The 16,286-nt window shown below is 31.5% G+C and carries 13 protein-coding genes; 4 read left to right on the top strand and 9 right to left on the bottom strand.

Annotation, left to right across the window (positions count from 1 at the left end; translation table 11 throughout):
• Positions 1-188: 188 nt before the first annotated feature.
• A complete protein-coding gene (locus HPY79_10985) occupies positions 189-2,216 on the top strand; it encodes a hypothetical protein (protein NSW46326.1) in 2,028 nt (675 codons plus the stop codon).
• On the opposite strand, the gene HPY79_10980 is transcribed toward HPY79_10985, so the two are convergent.
• The 6 genes from HPY79_10980 to HPY79_10955 all read right to left on the bottom strand — a co-directional run bounded on the left by HPY79_10980 (position 2,213) and on the right by HPY79_10955 (position 8,371).
• A complete protein-coding gene (locus tag HPY79_10980) occupies positions 2,213-2,824 on the bottom strand; it encodes a fumarylacetoacetate hydrolase family protein (protein NSW46325.1) in 612 nt (203 codons plus the stop codon). The two genes, HPY79_10985 and HPY79_10980, sit on opposite strands and share 4 nt — an antisense overlap.
• 5 nt (positions 2,825-2,829) lie before the next feature.
• Positions 2,830-3,600, bottom strand: coding sequence for a 3'-5' exonuclease (locus HPY79_10975; protein ID NSW46324.1), 771 nt, complete (start codon positions 3,598-3,600; stop codon positions 2,830-2,832).
• Positions 3,597-5,156, bottom strand: coding sequence for a PD40 domain-containing protein (locus HPY79_10970; GenBank protein ID NSW46323.1), 1,560 nt, complete (start codon positions 5,154-5,156; stop codon positions 3,597-3,599). The genes HPY79_10975 and HPY79_10970 overlap by 4 nt, the downstream gene beginning before the upstream one ends.
• 3 nt (positions 5,157-5,159) lie before the next feature.
• Positions 5,160-6,731: a PD40 domain-containing protein gene (locus tag HPY79_10965; protein ID NSW46322.1), complete on the bottom strand. Its 1,572-nt coding sequence runs from the start codon at positions 6,729-6,731 to the stop codon at positions 5,160-5,162.
• 75 nt (positions 6,732-6,806) lie between these two features.
• On the bottom strand, positions 6,807-7,943 hold the full coding sequence (dnaN, locus tag HPY79_10960; GenBank protein ID NSW46321.1) for a DNA polymerase III subunit beta: 1,137 nt from the start codon (positions 7,941-7,943) through the stop codon (positions 6,807-6,809).
• 137 nt (positions 7,944-8,080) lie between these two features.
• Complete coding sequence (locus HPY79_10955; GenBank protein NSW46320.1) at positions 8,081-8,371, bottom strand: hypothetical protein; 291 nt, start codon at positions 8,369-8,371, stop codon at positions 8,081-8,083.
• Between the two features lie 155 nt (positions 8,372-8,526).
• On the opposite strand from HPY79_10955, the gene HPY79_10950 reads away from it, so the two are divergent.
• Positions 8,527-9,621, top strand: coding sequence for a metallophosphoesterase (locus tag HPY79_10950; protein NSW46319.1), 1,095 nt, complete (start codon positions 8,527-8,529; stop codon positions 9,619-9,621).
• Positions 9,614-11,068 carry a cardiolipin synthase gene (gene cls, locus HPY79_10945; protein ID NSW46318.1) on the top strand — a complete coding sequence of 485 codons (1,455 nt, stop codon included), beginning with the start codon at positions 9,614-9,616 and terminating at the stop codon, positions 11,066-11,068. Before HPY79_10950 ends, cls begins: the two co-directional genes overlap by 8 nt.
• Here cls and HPY79_10940 read toward each other — a convergent pair.
• Positions 11,063-12,232 carry a thioredoxin family protein gene (locus HPY79_10940; GenBank protein NSW46317.1) on the bottom strand — a complete coding sequence of 390 codons (1,170 nt, stop codon included), beginning with the start codon at positions 12,230-12,232 and terminating at the stop codon, positions 11,063-11,065. The two genes, cls and HPY79_10940, sit on opposite strands and share 6 nt — an antisense overlap.
• Positions 12,233-12,359: 127 nt before the next feature.
• Here HPY79_10940 and HPY79_10935 point away from each other — a divergent pair, with 127 nt between their 5' ends.
• On the top strand, positions 12,360-13,760 hold the full coding sequence (locus HPY79_10935) for an MFS transporter (protein ID NSW46316.1): 1,401 nt from the start codon (positions 12,360-12,362) through the stop codon (positions 13,758-13,760).
• Between the two features lie 32 nt (positions 13,761-13,792).
• Here HPY79_10935 and HPY79_10930 read toward each other — a convergent pair whose 3' ends face one another.
• Positions 13,793-15,091, bottom strand: coding sequence for a deoxyribodipyrimidine photo-lyase (locus HPY79_10930; GenBank protein NSW46315.1), 1,299 nt, complete (start codon positions 15,089-15,091; stop codon positions 13,793-13,795).
• A complete protein-coding gene (locus tag HPY79_10925; protein ID NSW46314.1) occupies positions 15,084-16,166 on the bottom strand; it encodes a T9SS type A sorting domain-containing protein in 1,083 nt (360 codons plus the stop codon). Before HPY79_10925 ends, HPY79_10930 begins: the two co-directional genes overlap by 8 nt.
• Between the last annotated feature and the right edge of the window lie 120 nt (positions 16,167-16,286).

The following is a 16,286-nucleotide window of genomic DNA, read 5'->3' as shown; positions in this document are numbered from 1 at the left end:
GTCATATTTCCTGATTTTTCTAATTTCATAACGCTAAAATAACCATTATTTCTGGAATTTTAAATAAAAACATCAATAAGTTATTAACAATCACATATTTGCATGTTAATAGCCTTGCAAAGGACTCATCTTGTTATACTGACGAGACAAGTTCTGACCTTCATTAAAAAAATAAAAAATAATTACAGATGAAACACCAAAAGACGAATAATTCTAGTAGTTATAAGTGGTTAACAGAAAACAAATGGTCGTTTGTATTTATTTTGATTTTAAGTTTTGTTTTATATGGCAATACTATTGGGCATTATTACAATATGGACGATGTGTTTGTTGTTAAAGATAATGCCATGGTTCAAAAAGGTATTTCTGCAATACCCGAAATATTTACTTCGAGGTATTTTGAGAATAGTCAGGCTAAATTTGGTTATCGTCCTTTTACAAAAGCTGTATTTGCAATTGAAGTTAGTTTATTTGGAGTAAATCCTCACGTAAGTCATTTTATTAACATTTTATTGTATGCTTTATTGGCATATGTTATGTTGCTTTGGTTAAAGCGAATATTGGCCAATAACGTTAGTCTTTTATTTATTTGGGCAGTGTTGTTATTATGGATGTTTCATCCTGTTCATACAGAGGTGGTAGCAAGTTTAAAAAACCGCGAAGAAATTTTATACTTACTTTTTGCTGTTTGGGCAAGTATTCATTTTATGAATTTTATTGAAACGGGTAAATGGTATCAGCTTTTATTGGCTCTATTGTTATTTGTATGTTCTTATTTGTCAAAACAGAGTGCAATTGCTTTTACATTAATGTTGCCGATAGTATTTTATTTTAAGTATTTAATATCAAGACCATTGAAAGATTTTTTGCAAATAAATACGTTTAAAAATGTTCAAATAATCAGAATCGTTCTTTCGCTCATAGTACTTTGGTATGCTGCTTATATAATGTATAAATTACCCACTTGGCTTTTTCCATCTGATGAACTAGAATTATTTTCTTTTGAAAATCCTCTTCGATACAATCATACATGGTCAGCGCGTTTTTCTATGGCTGCATTAACCTTGTTGTATTATTTACGATTATTAGTTTTCCCGCATCCACTTTTATTTTATTATGGTTTATATACTATTCCTGAAGTAACTATTACCGATGCGATTGTATGGTTATCGGTAATATTACATATTTTTATTATTTTAATTTTTATTAAGTTATGGAAAAAAAGCCCATATTTATTATATGGTTTTCTGATATATCTGGCTGCTATTTTCCCTTTTTCTAATTATATGATGGAGATAAATGGTATAGTAGCAGATCGATTTTTAAATGCTCCATCGCTTGGTTTTTCTATTACAGTAGTTTCATTATTGTTTGTATATTTTAAGGTGCCTTTTGTAGAACAAAATCTTAAAATGATAAATGCAAAAGCAAAATACATATTTTTTATCATTCTGATATTGTATGGAATTAAAACGATAAGCCGAAATAGTTATTGGCGTAGCGAAATTAAATTATTTTCACATGATATAGAATACCTTGATAATTCGGTAAAAGCCAACGATATTTTAGCACAAAATATTATGGATAGGGTTATGCAGAATAATCCTTTGCAACATTCGTTTTCAGAACTTAAACCGCAATTAGACAGTGTTTTAAAGTATTATTTAAGAACATTGGAGCTTTTTCCCGACAATCCTAAAGCATTAAACAATGTAGCTAATTTGTATATCAATTTTTACAATGAACCTCAAAAAGCCTTAGAATTTTTGCATAAAGCATACCGCTACAAACCTCAGAGCTTTGAAGTAAATTTTAATCTTGGTATGAGTTATGAAATGTTAAAACAAGATACATTAGCTATTCGATATTATGTAAAAGCTTTAAACATAAATAAGCAATATCCAAAACTTTGGCAAAGTATTATAAATTATTATTTTAGGGTAAATAAAAACGACAGTGCTAAATATTATGCCGAACAGATGTTGCGTTACGATACACTTACCGATATTCCTTATGTTTCAATAGGATATTATTATTTAACGCAATACGATACATCAACGGCTATAAAATTTTGGGAAAAAGGTTTTGCAATAAATCCAACAAGTTATCAGCGTGCGCTTACGTTGGGGCAATATTTTCAGTATAAAAAAGATACTGCTAAAGCTCGTTATTACTTTGAAAAAGCAAATTTATTAAAATTAACTCAACCGTATTAGCGAATATAAAAGTCGAGCATTTTTTTGTCTTCAATATAACCTTCGAGATGATCGTTAATGTTAACTGGACCAACGCCGGCAGGAGTACCGGTATATATTAAATCACCTGTTTTTAAAGTTACAAACTTTGAAACATGTGTAATGATGGTCTCCACTTTAAAAATCATATCAGACGATATGCCTTGTTGAACTATCTGCCCGTTGATATATAAAGAAAAACGAATATTATTTAAATTTGTAAAGTTTTCTTTAGGAATAAAAGCGCTAATAGCAGCAGCATTGTCAAACGATTTAGCCATCTCCCATGGTAAACCTTCTTTAATGCAGCGTTCTTGCAAGTCGCGAGCTGTAAAATCTACTCCTAAAGCAATGGCATCGTAATAACGATGAGCAAAACGTGGTGAAATATTTTTTCCTACCTTACAAATTCGGTAAACTAATTCTATTTCGTGATGAATATTGGCAGAAAATTCAGGGATAAAAAAGGGTTCATTATTTCTAAGTAACGAAACATCCGGTTTAAAAAAGAATGTGGGTTCTTGAGGGACCTGATGATTTAATTCTTGGATATGAAGATGATAATTGCGAGCAACACAAATTATTTTCATTTCAATTATTCATTTTGTTTTAATTTTACATAAATTTCGGTTATTATTTTTTTTGTATATAATGGAAAATCGGCATTTTGCAGCCAGCCATAGTATCCACTATCTTTTTTTAGTACATCGGCTACACGTTGTCCTTTGTATTTTCCAAAATTAAATACTTCTTCGTTTTTATCGTTAAAAATAATGTGACCAAATAAATCGGCATGTCGATGATACGCTGATAATTGGCTAAGTTCTTTCATGTTTTTTGGTAGTTGTGGGTAATAATCTAGTTGAGCTTTAAGAATCTCATAAGTTGCTATCGTATCTGCTTCTGAACTATGTGCGTTTTCGAGGTCTTTTCTACAATAAAATTTATATGCTGCCGATAAGTTTCGTTGTTCCATTTTGTGAAAAATGACTTGAACATCGATAACATTCCGGTTTTTCATACTAAAGTCAATGTCGCAGCGGAGAAATTCTTCTGCTAATAAGGGGATATCGAATTTTATAGCATTAAAGCCGGCTATATCTGCACCTTCAAAAAAATCGTAAATAGTGCTAGCTAATTCTTTAAAGGTGGGTTTGTTTTTAACCATTTCGTTGGTAATATGATGTATTTTGGTAACATCTGGTGGTATTGGGCGTTCGGGATTAATGAGATAGGTTTTGAGGTTTTCTTTTTGATTGGTTTCAATTCGTAGTATGGTTATTTCTACAATACGATCATGTACGATGTCGGTTCCTGTTGTTTCGATATCGAAGAATACAATAGGTTTTTTAAGTGGTAAGTTCATTTTTTAATTTTTTTCTTCAGATAAATATTTTGAAAATATACGGTTTGTGTAGGTTGTTCATCGCGTATAATAAATTCTTTTTTATAGGTTTCGTATGCATTTCCAGATATTTCTAATTCCCAATAACCGGGTGTTAAAGCAATGGTATATTTTCCTTTTTTGCTGGGTTGATAAGAATAGGTTTGCGAAGGGTTTGTTTTGTTAATGACCGATATGGTAATTAAAGAGTCAACTTGTTTAAATGGCACATTTTTAATACTATCGCCAACTAAGATATTCCCTGTAAAAGCGATATTGGTTGGTGGAACATCATTAAAAATAATTCTGTAAATATCTAAACCACCTATACTATTATTATCGCATTTACTAACATATCCATAACGTGTATTGCTAGTAAGTGCAATATTGTAATTGTCGTATGTGTCATTAATAGGATATCCTAGATTAATAGGTTCGCTCCATTTTCCATCTGCTAATTTACTTTTGTAAATATCGTATCCTCCCATACTGTTTCTGCCGTTACAAGAGAAATATAAATATTGTCCGTCTGCAGTTATATAAGGATAATTTTCATCATCGGCAGTGTTAATGGGTTCGCCAAGGTTAGTTGCTGGGCTCCATGTGCCATCAGGTCTTCTTACACTCATATAAATATCAAAGCCACCCATTCCTCCAGGGCGATTACTTGCAAAATACAAAGTATCGCCTGTAATGGTAAGTGAGGCACCCATTTCGCTTGATTTTGAATTAATATTGGGTCCAAAATCTTTTAATTCTCCATAGTTTCCGCTTTTATTTTTTTCGGAATAAAAAATATCATGGGGATTGCTGAGCCTATCAACATGAACCAACAATGTATTGCCATCTTTACTAATTCCAACTACTTCTTCGTTTTCGTCAGAATTTATTTTAGAACTAGCAGCTGTTGCTGCCGACCATATACCATTCGATTTTTTACTGAAATAGACACCTTTAATAAATTGTTGATAATCGCTCAAATATTTACGTGCCGAGGTAAATACCATAAAATTTTCGTCTTCGGTGATAAAAGGTATATAGTCGTCTTGGGGTGAATTGAGTGTTTTACCTAAATTAATAAAGGTTACGTTGATCGGTTTAGATGTTAATTTCTTAGCATTTTCAATAGTTTCGAAAAATTTATCTACAACGGCTAATTCTTCTGGCTTTAATTTTTTATTTTGAGTGTAATTTTGAGCATATTCTTGAGCTTTAGTAAAATTAAGTGCATGAAAATACGCTTGTGCAAGATCGAATGTGATGCTGGGAAAATAATTGGGTTTTAAGCTATCGGCTTTAAGTAAATAAGTAAGAGCCGATTTTTTGTCGAAGTTTGTTTTTAAATAACAAATCCCAATTTTGTAATTTATTTGGGGGTCGTTGGCATTTTTTTTATAAAATTTTAAATATTGTTTTAATGCTACTTCGTAATTTTCGTCATCGAAATTAGTATTTGCATCGCTTAATTCTTCTTGTGAAAAAACTGTTTGAGTTAAAATTAGCATTAAAATGATTAAAGAATAGGTTAACTTTTTCATGGTTTATTTTTTTATAAGTATAATGTTTTTTTCAATTTCAGGAACATACAAAGAACGGTCCAAAATTTCAATGTTTTCGATGTAATTGTTATAGCCTGTTGCTGTGATTTCGAGTGTATAATTACCTACAGGCAAGGCGGCAACAAAACGATTTAAATTGTAGTTGTATAAATATTTCCCAAATACATTTTTGTTTTTGTCGTATATAGTAATATTTAATAATTCCTGATTGGGACGCCACAAAGAAGAATCAGTATGGTTTTTGGTATAAATGGAAGCTTTTAAAATAGTGGTGGGTGCTTCGGCATCGTTGAAAATGAGTTTATAAATATCTAACCCGCCTAATCCTTCTTTACGAATAGCAGATATGTATGCATATTTTTTAGTTGGTGAGAATATTATGTTGTAGTCGGGTCCTGGGCTATTAATAGGGTATCCTAAATTTTGTGGTGTTGTCCATTCATTTGTTATTTCGTTAAAATAGCTTACAAAAATATCATATTCGCCCATACTATTGTGTCCTTGGCTTGAGAAGTACAATATTTTTCCATCGGCAGAGATATAAGGATAAATTTCATCTTCGTTTGTGTTTATGGTTTCGCCTAAGTTTTTGGGTTGACTCCATTGTCCATTGGGCAATATTTTTATTACGTAAATGTCACTTTTGCCGATAGCGTCGGGACGTACTGCAGAAAAATAAATTGTTTTACCATCTTCGGTAATAGAAGCACCGGTAGTTAGTTTATTTCCTAGTGTGTTAAATACATTATTTAAAGGGTCAAATTTGAATTGTTTATTTTTTTGAATTGCAACATTTATATCGCTGTAAGAATTTGCAAAGTGTCCGCAAACGTATAAAATTTTACCATCTGGACTAATACCTACAGCTTTTTCGGGGTCGAATGTATTTAAGTAGCTTAATGGTTTTGACAACGACCATCCATTTTTTTCTGGATAGGATATGTAAATATTTTCATCAAATGTTTGAGATGCTTCATCGAATCGCTTATCAGAAGTGAAAATTAAGAGATCTTCGGTGTTAGGTATTAATGGTAAAAAATCGTTGGCCGATGAGTTGATATTGGGTCCTAGGTTTTCGAAAGATACATTTACGGGTTTATTTAATAGTTGAATAGCCGATAAACACATATTTATTTGCTTTTTCGCTTCAGCTATTTGCGACGAAGTAATTCCACTGCTGGCAATAAATGTATTGAACATATCAATAGCATCGTTAAATTGATATTGGTACATATACATTTTACCTATCCAAAAAGCAACATCGTTGGGGGCGTTTTCTTTGCCTAATAAAGGTTCAATATATTTTAAAGATTTGTCGATATTAAAACCGGCTAAAAAATTAGATACAGCAAAACGATAGGCATATTCTAAGTTTTGTGCTTCAAGCGAAAGAAGTTTTTCGTATTGTTCGGCTGCTAGTTTATAATTTAAATTGTTCCAATTTTTTTCGGCTTGTTTTTCAATTTCTTTTTTGGCTAAGTCTTGGCAAAAAAGTATATTTGATAAAAATAGAAATAATAAGCTTAATAATAAAACTCTTCGATGCTGAATCATATAAAAAAAATTTGAAGCTAAAATAATAAAAAAGGTGGCACAATACCACCTTTTATAAAAAAAACAATAAATATTTTATTCAGCATTAATTTTCATGGGCATAATAAGCATTAAGGTGTCTTCAATTTGATGATCTTCTTCTGCGGCAAGAACTAAGCCGGCACGTGTAGGATCAGAGAGTTCGAGTATTACATTGGGTGTAGTATGATTGGCAAGAATTTCGAGTAAGAATAAAGATTTGAATCCAATTTCCATAGGTTCGCCATCGTAGGAGCATGGAATTTGTTCGATGCCTGAAGTCGCCAAATCGTAATCTTGGGCACTAATAACGATATGGTTGGGATTTAATTGTAAACGAACTAAATTGGTAGCAGGGTTTGAAAAAATACTAACGCGTTTTATACTATTCATCAGTTCTACACGATCTATGGTGAGTTTGTTAGGGTTTTCGACTGGAATAACAGAATTGTAGGCTGGATATACACCTTCCGTCAGGCGACAAACAAGATGACTGCCATTGCTAAATGTAAAGTGAACATTTTGTTTATCGAAAGCCAACTCGATGTTGTTGTCTGTTTTGTCTATCATTGTTTTAAGAAGGTTTGCTGATTTTTGCCCGAGTATAAACGATTCGGTAAATTCAACTTTTATATCAAAACGTTTATAACGTACTAATTTATGAGCATCGGTAGCTACAAAACAAAATTCTGTTGGCGACATATCGAAGTATATGCCATTCATAATAGGACGAAGTGGGTCTGTGGCAACAGCAAAAATGGTTTTTACGATTCCTGTGTATAAGGCTTCGCCTGAAATAATTAATTTATGCGCATTCTTTTCTTGCAATACAGGAACTTGAGGAAAATCTTCGGCATTATAACCTGCTAATGAAAATTTCCCGTTTTGAGTTAAAATTTCTACAATTTCTGTTTCGGTATTGATATTAAAGGTAATGGGTTGTTCGCCAAATTCTTTTAAAATGTCAAGTAATTTTTTTGCATCGATACAAATGCTTCCAGAACCTTCAACATTGCTAAGGGGAAGAAGAGTTGAAATGGTATTGGCGGTATCGGTTGCTGTTAATTTTAAAACATTATCTTCAATATTAAATAAAAAGTTACCTAATATGGGTAATGTACTTTTGGATGGTACAACTTTATTAAGCTGTTGTAAATGAGAATATAATTCTGTACTTGATACAATGAATGTCAACATAGTTTAATCTTTTAATTTTGTAAGTTGCAAATTTATGAAAATGTTTTATTCCATTTTATTTATACGAAATAAATTTTCAACAAAGTTGAATATTTATTAACAAATAAGCGAAAATGAGCTTTTATAAAAGTTGCTTATTTGTTTGCAATGATATTACTTAGTTTTTCGAAAAATTCGCTGTATTTTTTTTCCATGTCGGTTTTAATGGCACGAAAATATGGTTTTGCATTGGAGTTGTGTTTGCCAGTTGGTGCAGCATTTATTTTTTCGTAGCAATTATTATGAAATTCAACTACTTCTTCAAGTAATGCACTTACTTTTTCTTCTACTTTTTCGCCATGAAAACCTAATGCTAAAAATGCATCGCTAATAACTTCATTGGTTAAAAAATCAATATCTTTTTTAAGGTTGCGAATATTTGCCATAATATTATTTATTTTTGTGCAAAAGTAATAAGGCTGTATTTATTTTCCAAATTTGCATTGTAATGATTCTGTTTTTTGTTTTTCTTTTTTTACTGGAGTTGTTGACGGCTATAATTGTACGTTTTTATTTTTTTAGGCCTACTTTGTTAAAAAAAGTGATATTATGGAATTTTGTTCCATTTCTATTTTTGGGGGTTTTGGGAATCGCCACTAATTATGTGTTTTCGTTTGATTATCAATTTGAGCGTTATACTTTAATTTTTTACATTATTTCGTTTTATTTGGTATGGATAATACCCAAAGTCTTTTTATTAATAATATCTCCTTTTATTTTTATATGGTTAAGGTTTAATAAGCATTTGTTAAATAGTATAGCTTTTAAACTTACTATTTTGAGTGTAACTATTTTTTGGGCATTCATGCTAATGTATGGAATTTTTATAGGCAGAAATAAAGTAACGGTTAGCCATATAGAATTAAAAATAGATCGCTTGCCACGTACTTTCGATGGTTTTAAGATTATTCAAATTTCTGATATTCATGCGGGTAGTTTTTGGCTTAATGCAAAGGCATTTAAAAAGATATTAGATTCTTGTAATGTTCAAAAAGCAGATTTGATTCTTTTTACAGGAGATGCTGTAAATCAGTTTGCCAGTGAATTAAGCATAATAAACAATGACCTTAAACAGTTATATGCTCGTTATGGTAAATATGCAATTCTTGGTAATCATGATTTTGGCGATTATACTATTTGGAAGTCTCCATCCGAAAAGGAAAAAAATTTAAAAGATTTAATAAAATATTTAACAAACAATGGTTTTAAATACTTAAGAAATGCCCATACCTATATTTGCAAAGGGAATGATTCTATTGCTTTAATTGGAGTTGACAATTGGGGATTAAAACCATTTAAACAATATGGTGATTTATTAAAAGCTTTAAGGGGGATAGATACAAATAAGTTTTCTATTGTACTTAGTCACGATCCAACACATTGGGATGAACAAATAAAACATTCGTTTGTTCGTAGTATATCATTATCAGGTCATACACATGCATTTCAGTTTGGATTAGATTTTTGGGGAATAAAATGGAGTCCATCGTCGTTAAAATATAAAAAATGGTGGGGCTTATATAACGAAAATAATAATTATCTTTACGTAAGTCGGGGTATAGGTACAATAGGCTATATGGGACGCATAGGTATGTATCCCGAAATTGTTGTATTAACATTAAAATGCAATGACTGATTTTTGGAATATAGTAGTATCGGGATGGCAAATAATATTAGCGATTTTAATTGTTTTAACTATTGCAATATTATTATTTCAGCGTCGTGATCCTATAAAAACAATTGCATGGATAGCAATTATCTTATTAATTCCTATTGCTGGTATAATTTTATTTTATATATTTGGTCGTTCACATCGTCGAAAAAAAATATTTTTTCGAAAAGAATTGCTCGATTTTCGTCAGATAGAGAAACATATTTCATGGCAAAATAAACATTTAACTCATCATATATTTCAAAACGATGAGGCCCTGGTAAGTAAAGCAGGTGTAGTTAAATTATTGTTTTCAAACAGTAAGGCATTACTTACGATGCACAATAACGTTGAAATATTAAATAATGGCTCCGAAACTTTTCCAGCACTTTTCGAATCTATTGCAAAGGCAAAGCATCATATACATTTAGAATATTATATTATAGAAGAAGGTAGTGTCGGTAATCAGCTTAAAGAGTTACTTATTAAAAAAGCAAAAGAGGGGGTTGAGATTAGAATTATTTATGATGATGTTGGTTCTTGGGGATTAAGTAAATCTTTTATAAACGAATTAGAAGCTGTAGGCATTGAGATATGTGCTTTTTTGCCTGTTCGTTTCCCTAGATTTGCTCAACGTCTTAACTTTAGAAATCATCGTAAAATTGTTGTTGTTGATGGTGAAATAGGCTATATAGGTGGCTTAAATATTGCTGATAGGTATTTATATGGAAAGCCCGATATAGGTATTTGGCGTGATACACATTTAAAAATAACAGGAAACGCTGTTAATTCTTTGCAATTAATTTTTTTAACCGATTGGTATTTTGCTACCAATAAACTAATTTCAGATGATGTGTTTTTTCCCGATATCAAAATTAAACAACGATGTATGGTTCAGATAGTAACGAGTGGACCTGATTCAGACTGGAATAGTATAATGCAAGCTTATTTTTATTTAATAACTACAGCTCAACGATATATTTATATTTCGACTCCTTATTTTATACCCAATGAAAGTATTTTAACGGCTATTAAAACAGTCTCGTTAAGTGGTGTTGATGTTCGCATTATTTTACCAAGTAAATCAGATTCAAAATTAACTTATTATGGTTCACTTTCTTATTTGCCTGAATTGTTAGAAGCGAATGTTTCTATTTATAGTTATAAAAAGGGGTTTACACATAGTAAGGTGTTAGTTGTTGATGACATAGTATCATCTGTAGGAACTGCCAATATGGATTTACGAAGTTTTGATCAGAATTTTGAAGTTAATGCTTTAATTTATAATAAAGAGGTGGCATTAAAACTTAAAGCTTCATTTTTGGAAGATTTAAAATATTGTGATAAAGTTATTTTAGAAGAATATTTATCAAAACCTTTTATTAATCATTTAGCACAAGGAATAGCTCGGGTTTTTAGCCCCTTATTATAGTTCGTTTATTTTTTGCTTAAGTTCGTTGAGTTCTTTTTTTTGATTTTCTTCTTTGAAATATTTTTCAGCTTTAGCTAAATGTTCGTTTGCTTTTTCTTTATTTTTTAAAATATAGTAAATTTTAGCCATTTTGAAATTCGATTGAGCTGAGAAAATAGGTGCAAATTGATTAATTATTGGGACAAATTGTTCGAGTAGATTAGGGTCAGTAATTCGTTCACTGACAAAATCAATTACTACCGAAACAGATTGACCTAAATACCTAGGATTAGATTCCCTTGCCGAAATGAGAAATTCATTGGTTTGATGAATGTATTCAGGATATTTTTTGACTTTATAAAAACCATAATAATCAAGTAAAAAAGCATTTTTCCAATAGTTTTCTTCTGGTAAATTTAATGGTTTTATGTAATCATCAATTTGTTTAGAAACATCAAATTTATTTTGATTGGACATGGAATAAAGTGTTCGACTCATGGTTGAAGTTGCTAAACTAAAAACTTTTGAGAAGCCATATTGTTTGATATAAGTATTAATATTTTTCATTAAAAATTGAAATTCTCTGGAAAGTACATTGGGATGATAGGTTTCCATAATTTTAAAGTTCATTTCAGAAAAGAGTTGAGAATCGGCTTGTGTTTTAAAATATTCATCCACGTTATAGGGATAGTAAACAGATGCACACATTAACGCATATTTTGCAAGAAAATCAGGGGTACGATTACCTTTTTTGTATTCTTTAAGAAAATGACCAAAATTATTTACAGAATCTAAGGCTTGTTTGCCAACACCAATAAAAGTAGCTGTATCGCATGCGCCGACATAACGATGTTGAATATTGCCTTTTGAATCTATAAAAAGTAATGTTGGATATGCACTAATGCCATATTGTTTTTGAAAATCTTTTCCTTCTCCTTTTTCCATATCGAGGCTATAATTTATAAAATATTTGTTATAAAAATCGCCCACTTGCTTATTGGTAAAAACATTTTTAGCTAACCACTTACAGGGTCCACACCATGAAGTATAACAATCTATAAAAATTAACTTATTTTGTTTGGCCGCTTCTTTTTTTAAGGATTCAATAGAGCCTTCAAAGAAATTAATTCCCTGACTATATGCAATGTAAGGAAAAAATAACAGCATTATAAGTTTCTTTATCATATGGATGTTTTTGTCACATTTTTTTGCAAATGTATCAAAAAAATAATCTCTTTTTAAAAAAAATACAAGAAAGGTTGTTCAATCTCAATATAATTTTATAGTTTTGCAACAAATTAATGTTTATTTTATGGTTGAAAATATAAGAAAATCGTTAAGAGAAAGTAAAACAGCTCGTTGGACAGCGCTAGCTATAGTTGCTTTTACAATGTTATGTGGTTATTATTTAACCGATGTAATGGCACCATTAAAAGGATTACTTGAAAATCAATTAGGTTGGAATAGCAATGAATATGGGTTCTTTACCAGTGCCTATGGATGGTTTAATGTATTTTTATTTATGCTCATTATTGGCGGTATTATACTCGATAAAATGGGTATTCGCTTTACAGGACTAATGGCTACATCTATTATGGTTATTGGTGCTGGTTTAAAATATTATGCTATATCAACAAATACTTTAGAAGGCATTACTTGGCATATTTTATGGTTCGATGCCAAAGCTCAAGTTATGTTAGCTGCTCTTGGTTATGCTATTTTTGGTGTAGGCGTTGAAGTTGCCGGTATTACTGTTTCAAAAACTATTGTAAAATGGTTTAAAGGAAAAGAAATGGCTTTGGCAATGGGACTTGAAATGGCAACAGCTCGTATCGGTACTGCTTTGGCTTTAGCAACTTCAGTTCCAATTGCTGAATCATTAGGGCATGTTTCTAAACCTATTTTGATGGCTTTACTTATGCTTTGTATTGGTCTTATTGGTTTTATCGTATATGTGTTTATGGATGTGAAATTAGATAAGGAAAATGCAGACTTTAATAAAGAAAATAATATTGTTAATGATGAAGAAGCTTTTCGCATTTCCGATATTTTTAAAATCATTACCAATAAAGGCTGGTGGTACATTGCTTTATTGTGTGTACTTTTCTATTCAGCCGTTTTCCCATTTTTAAAATATGCAACCGATTTAATGGTTCAAAAATTTAATGTGCCTCAAGATTTAGCCGGCTTAATACCTGCTATGTTGCCTTTTGGAACAATTCTCTTAACTCCATTTTTTGGTAATTTATATGACCGTAAAGGCAAAGGAGCTACTATTATGATTATTGGCTCGTTTTTATTGATTTTTGTTCATTCTATGTTTGCTATTCCTTTTATCAATCATTGGTTAATTGCTATCGTTTTAATCATTATCTTAGGAATAGGTTTTTCATTGGTACCTTCGGCAATGTGGCCCTCTGTTCCTAAAATTATTCCCGAAAATCAATTAGGATCTGCTTATTCGCTAATTTTCTGGGTTCAGAATTGGGGTTTGATGGGCGTTCCTGCTTTAATTGGATGGGTTTTAGATGCCTATTGTGTTGTTGGATATCGTGCAATGCCCGATGGTAAAACTGCTGCTATTTATGATTATACATTACCTATGATTATTTTTACAAGCTTTAGCTTATTGGCTTTGCTTTTTGCTTTCTTATTAAAAGCTGAAGATAAGAAAAAGGGCTATGGACTTGAATTACCTAATATTAAGAAGTAAATAGATCAATAGATAAAATGAATAAAGGCTGCTCAATTGGGCAGCCTTATTCTTTTATAGGCTTCGAGTGCCCGGTGTCTTGCTTCTTCGTGATTTATAATGGGTGCTATATATTTTTGTGGATGATAATCGGGTATCCATTGTTTGATATATTCCAATTTTTTGTCATATTTTTCGATTTGTGTAGTAGGATTAAATATTCTAAAATAGGGAACAGCATCGCAACCGGTACTTGCTGCCCATTGCCAATTGCCATTGTTGGAACTGAGTTCATAATCGAGTAAGTGTTGAGCAAAATAGGCTTCGCCCCAGCGCCAATCAATTAAAAGATGCTTAGTTAGAAACGAGGCAACAATCATGCGAACACGGTTGTGCATATATCCGGTAGTATTTAATTCCCGCATGCCAGCATCTACAAGTGGATAACCGGTTTGCCCTTTAGTCCATAGTTCGAAATGTTTTTCATTATTTGACCATTGGAGTTGATTATACTGCGATTTAAAATTAGAATGCTCGACATATGGAAAATGATATAAAATTTGCATGAAAAACTCACGCCAAATAAGTTCATGAATAAAATGCTGATTTATGTTGATGGTATTTTGTATAAGTTCTCTAATGCTAATGAGTCCGAATCGCAAGTAAACCGAAGCATTTGACGTGCCCGATCGATAGGGATAATCGCGAATATTTTCGTATTCAGCTATGTTTTTTAAATTTAACGGTTTAAGATGGTAGAGGTGGTTTATTATACCTAAATCTTTTTTACTAGGAAAAGGTGTATGGTGTTGATACAATTTATGTAATAATGTTTCAGATGGGTAGTTTTTTATATGTTTTAGTGAAAATAACGAAATCCATTTGTTTTTGTAAGGGGTGTAAATAGTATAAGGTTGACCATTTTCTTTAATAACTTCATCTTTGTGGAAAATAACTTGGTCTTTAAAAGTAGAAAAAGGAATTCCCACTTTTTGAAGCATGATTTGCAATTCATGATCGCGTTGAATGGCATAAGGCTCATAGTCTTCGTTGCAAAAAACGCTTGCTATATCATATTTTCTAAGAAGATGATGAAAAATTTCGGTTGTCTTACCTTTGTAAATCTGAATGCCCGACTGATATTTTTTTAATTCAAGGTTTAGTTGAAATAATTGGTCATAAATTAAATTGAACCGCCTATCGTTTGATGGGAATTGTTTGAAAAAGTACTCATCAAAAATAAAGATGGGTAAGGTAGGAAATTTGGATTGTAAGGCTTGCCAAAGTGCATGATTATCGTTTAGACGTAAATCGCGTCTAAACCAGAAAATACTAATGCGGTCTTTAGTCATTTTGGATTATTAAAGGACTTTTATGAACAATCTTGTTATTTTTATAAATAGCAATGATATATTCACCTTGTTTTAGGTAGTGGGGGATAGTTATTTGGTTGTTTTGCACAGTTATGTTTTGAATAGCTTTTCCGTTGATAGTTGTAATCGAAACAACATCGGCAGGAATAGAAATGGTGCAGGTGCTGCCTGCTTTAATAGGATTGGGATAAAAATGGCTTTGCGTTGAAATTGATAGAGGTTGAACATGGTTTAGATCTTCATAATTCATATATTCAATAGATGTACAAGCCATGGTTTGTGGGTTGTAATAAGCTGTGAGTAAAGCATTAACTTTATTTTCGCTCCATACATGGACGGTTATTACTGTATCGGCTTGTGCTAGAGTTTTATATAATGTCATGGTTCCGTATTTAATATAAATGGTGTCGTAGAAACGCAAATGCTCTTCAACAGCTAGGCATTGATTAAACGTGCCATAAGGAGTTATCAGTGTCCCGTAACCTTTAGCGACCAGTGTTTTAAAATTAAACCTTTTGTATATGGTATCATAGTCGGTTGAAACAGCATGGTAGTTTATTTCCCAGCTCGATTCCTGATAGGTTGAATCTTGATAGGAAAAAGGAACTTTCATAAGCAGCTCATTGGGTTGAACAAGCACATTAGTCATTCCAAATCCAAAATCGCTTCGAAAACCTACGGTATAAAAACCGTTGCTATTGGTAGCAAAAAGCATATGTCCAAAATTGTTGTAATAGGGGGCAGCTCCACCTAAACCACCGTAAAGAATACCAGGACCATAAGTATATAAATTAGAACCTGGAAAGCTTGATATAAATGGAAGTTGAGAGCTTATTCCATATGTTGCATATTTTATAGTGTCGTTTTGCAATGAAGCAAAATTCCATGTGGCATTAGCTTGTGTATAATTAAAGGCTATGCTCGGATTTTGGTCAACAATATATGCAAATGTGTCGCCGGGTGCGGGTAGCGATGATTGCTGTATTGTAACTTGTCCATTTAAAAAGGCAAATGAACCTAATAATAAAAGTAAAGTAAGGTATAAAGTTTTCATGTGTAATTATTTTTTAATTTTTAAATTAAGGTCACATGGAATACGCCATTCGAATAAAGAGCAAGGCTTATTTGTGAGTGATAATTTCATTTTCGGTTGCTGTGAATTTATTCTCATGGC

This window comes from Bacteroidales bacterium, from assembly GCA_013314715.1.
GTDB lineage: Bacteria > Bacteroidota > Bacteroidia > Bacteroidales > GWA2-32-17 > Ch61.
The sequence above is the reverse complement of the archived record's forward strand: the minus strand, read 5'-3'. Positions and strand labels throughout refer to the sequence as shown.

What these genes read in the sequence shown, in the direction of transcription:
- HPY79_10985 (NSW46326.1), top strand. Translation starts at nt 189, where the DNA reads ATGAAACACCAAAAGACGAATAATTCTAGTAGTTATAAGTGGTTAACA.
- HPY79_10980 (NSW46325.1), bottom strand. Translation starts at nt 2,824, where the DNA reads ATGAAAATAATTTGTGTTGCTCGCAATTATCATCTTCATATCCAAGAA.
- HPY79_10975 (NSW46324.1), bottom strand. Translation starts at nt 3,600, where the DNA reads ATGAACTTACCACTTAAAAAACCTATTGTATTCTTCGATATCGAAACA.
- HPY79_10970 (NSW46323.1), bottom strand. Translation starts at nt 5,156, where the DNA reads ATGAAAAAGTTAACCTATTCTTTAATCATTTTAATGCTAATTTTAACT.
- HPY79_10965 (NSW46322.1), bottom strand. Translation starts at nt 6,731, where the DNA reads ATGATTCAGCATCGAAGAGTTTTATTATTAAGCTTATTATTTCTATTT.
- HPY79_10955 (NSW46320.1), bottom strand. Translation starts at nt 8,371, where the DNA reads ATGGCAAATATTCGCAACCTTAAAAAAGATATTGATTTTTTAACCAAT.
- cls (NSW46318.1), top strand. Translation starts at nt 9,614, where the DNA reads ATGACTGATTTTTGGAATATAGTAGTATCGGGATGGCAAATAATATTA.
- HPY79_10940 (NSW46317.1), bottom strand. Translation starts at nt 12,232, where the DNA reads ATGATAAAGAAACTTATAATGCTGTTATTTTTTCCTTACATTGCATAT.
- HPY79_10935 (NSW46316.1), top strand. Translation starts at nt 12,360, where the DNA reads ATGGTTGAAAATATAAGAAAATCGTTAAGAGAAAGTAAAACAGCTCGT.
- HPY79_10930 (NSW46315.1), bottom strand. Translation starts at nt 15,091, where the DNA reads ATGACTAAAGACCGCATTAGTATTTTCTGGTTTAGACGCGATTTACGT.
- HPY79_10925 (NSW46314.1), bottom strand. Translation starts at nt 16,166, where the DNA reads ATGAAAACTTTATACCTTACTTTACTTTTATTATTAGGTTCATTTGCC.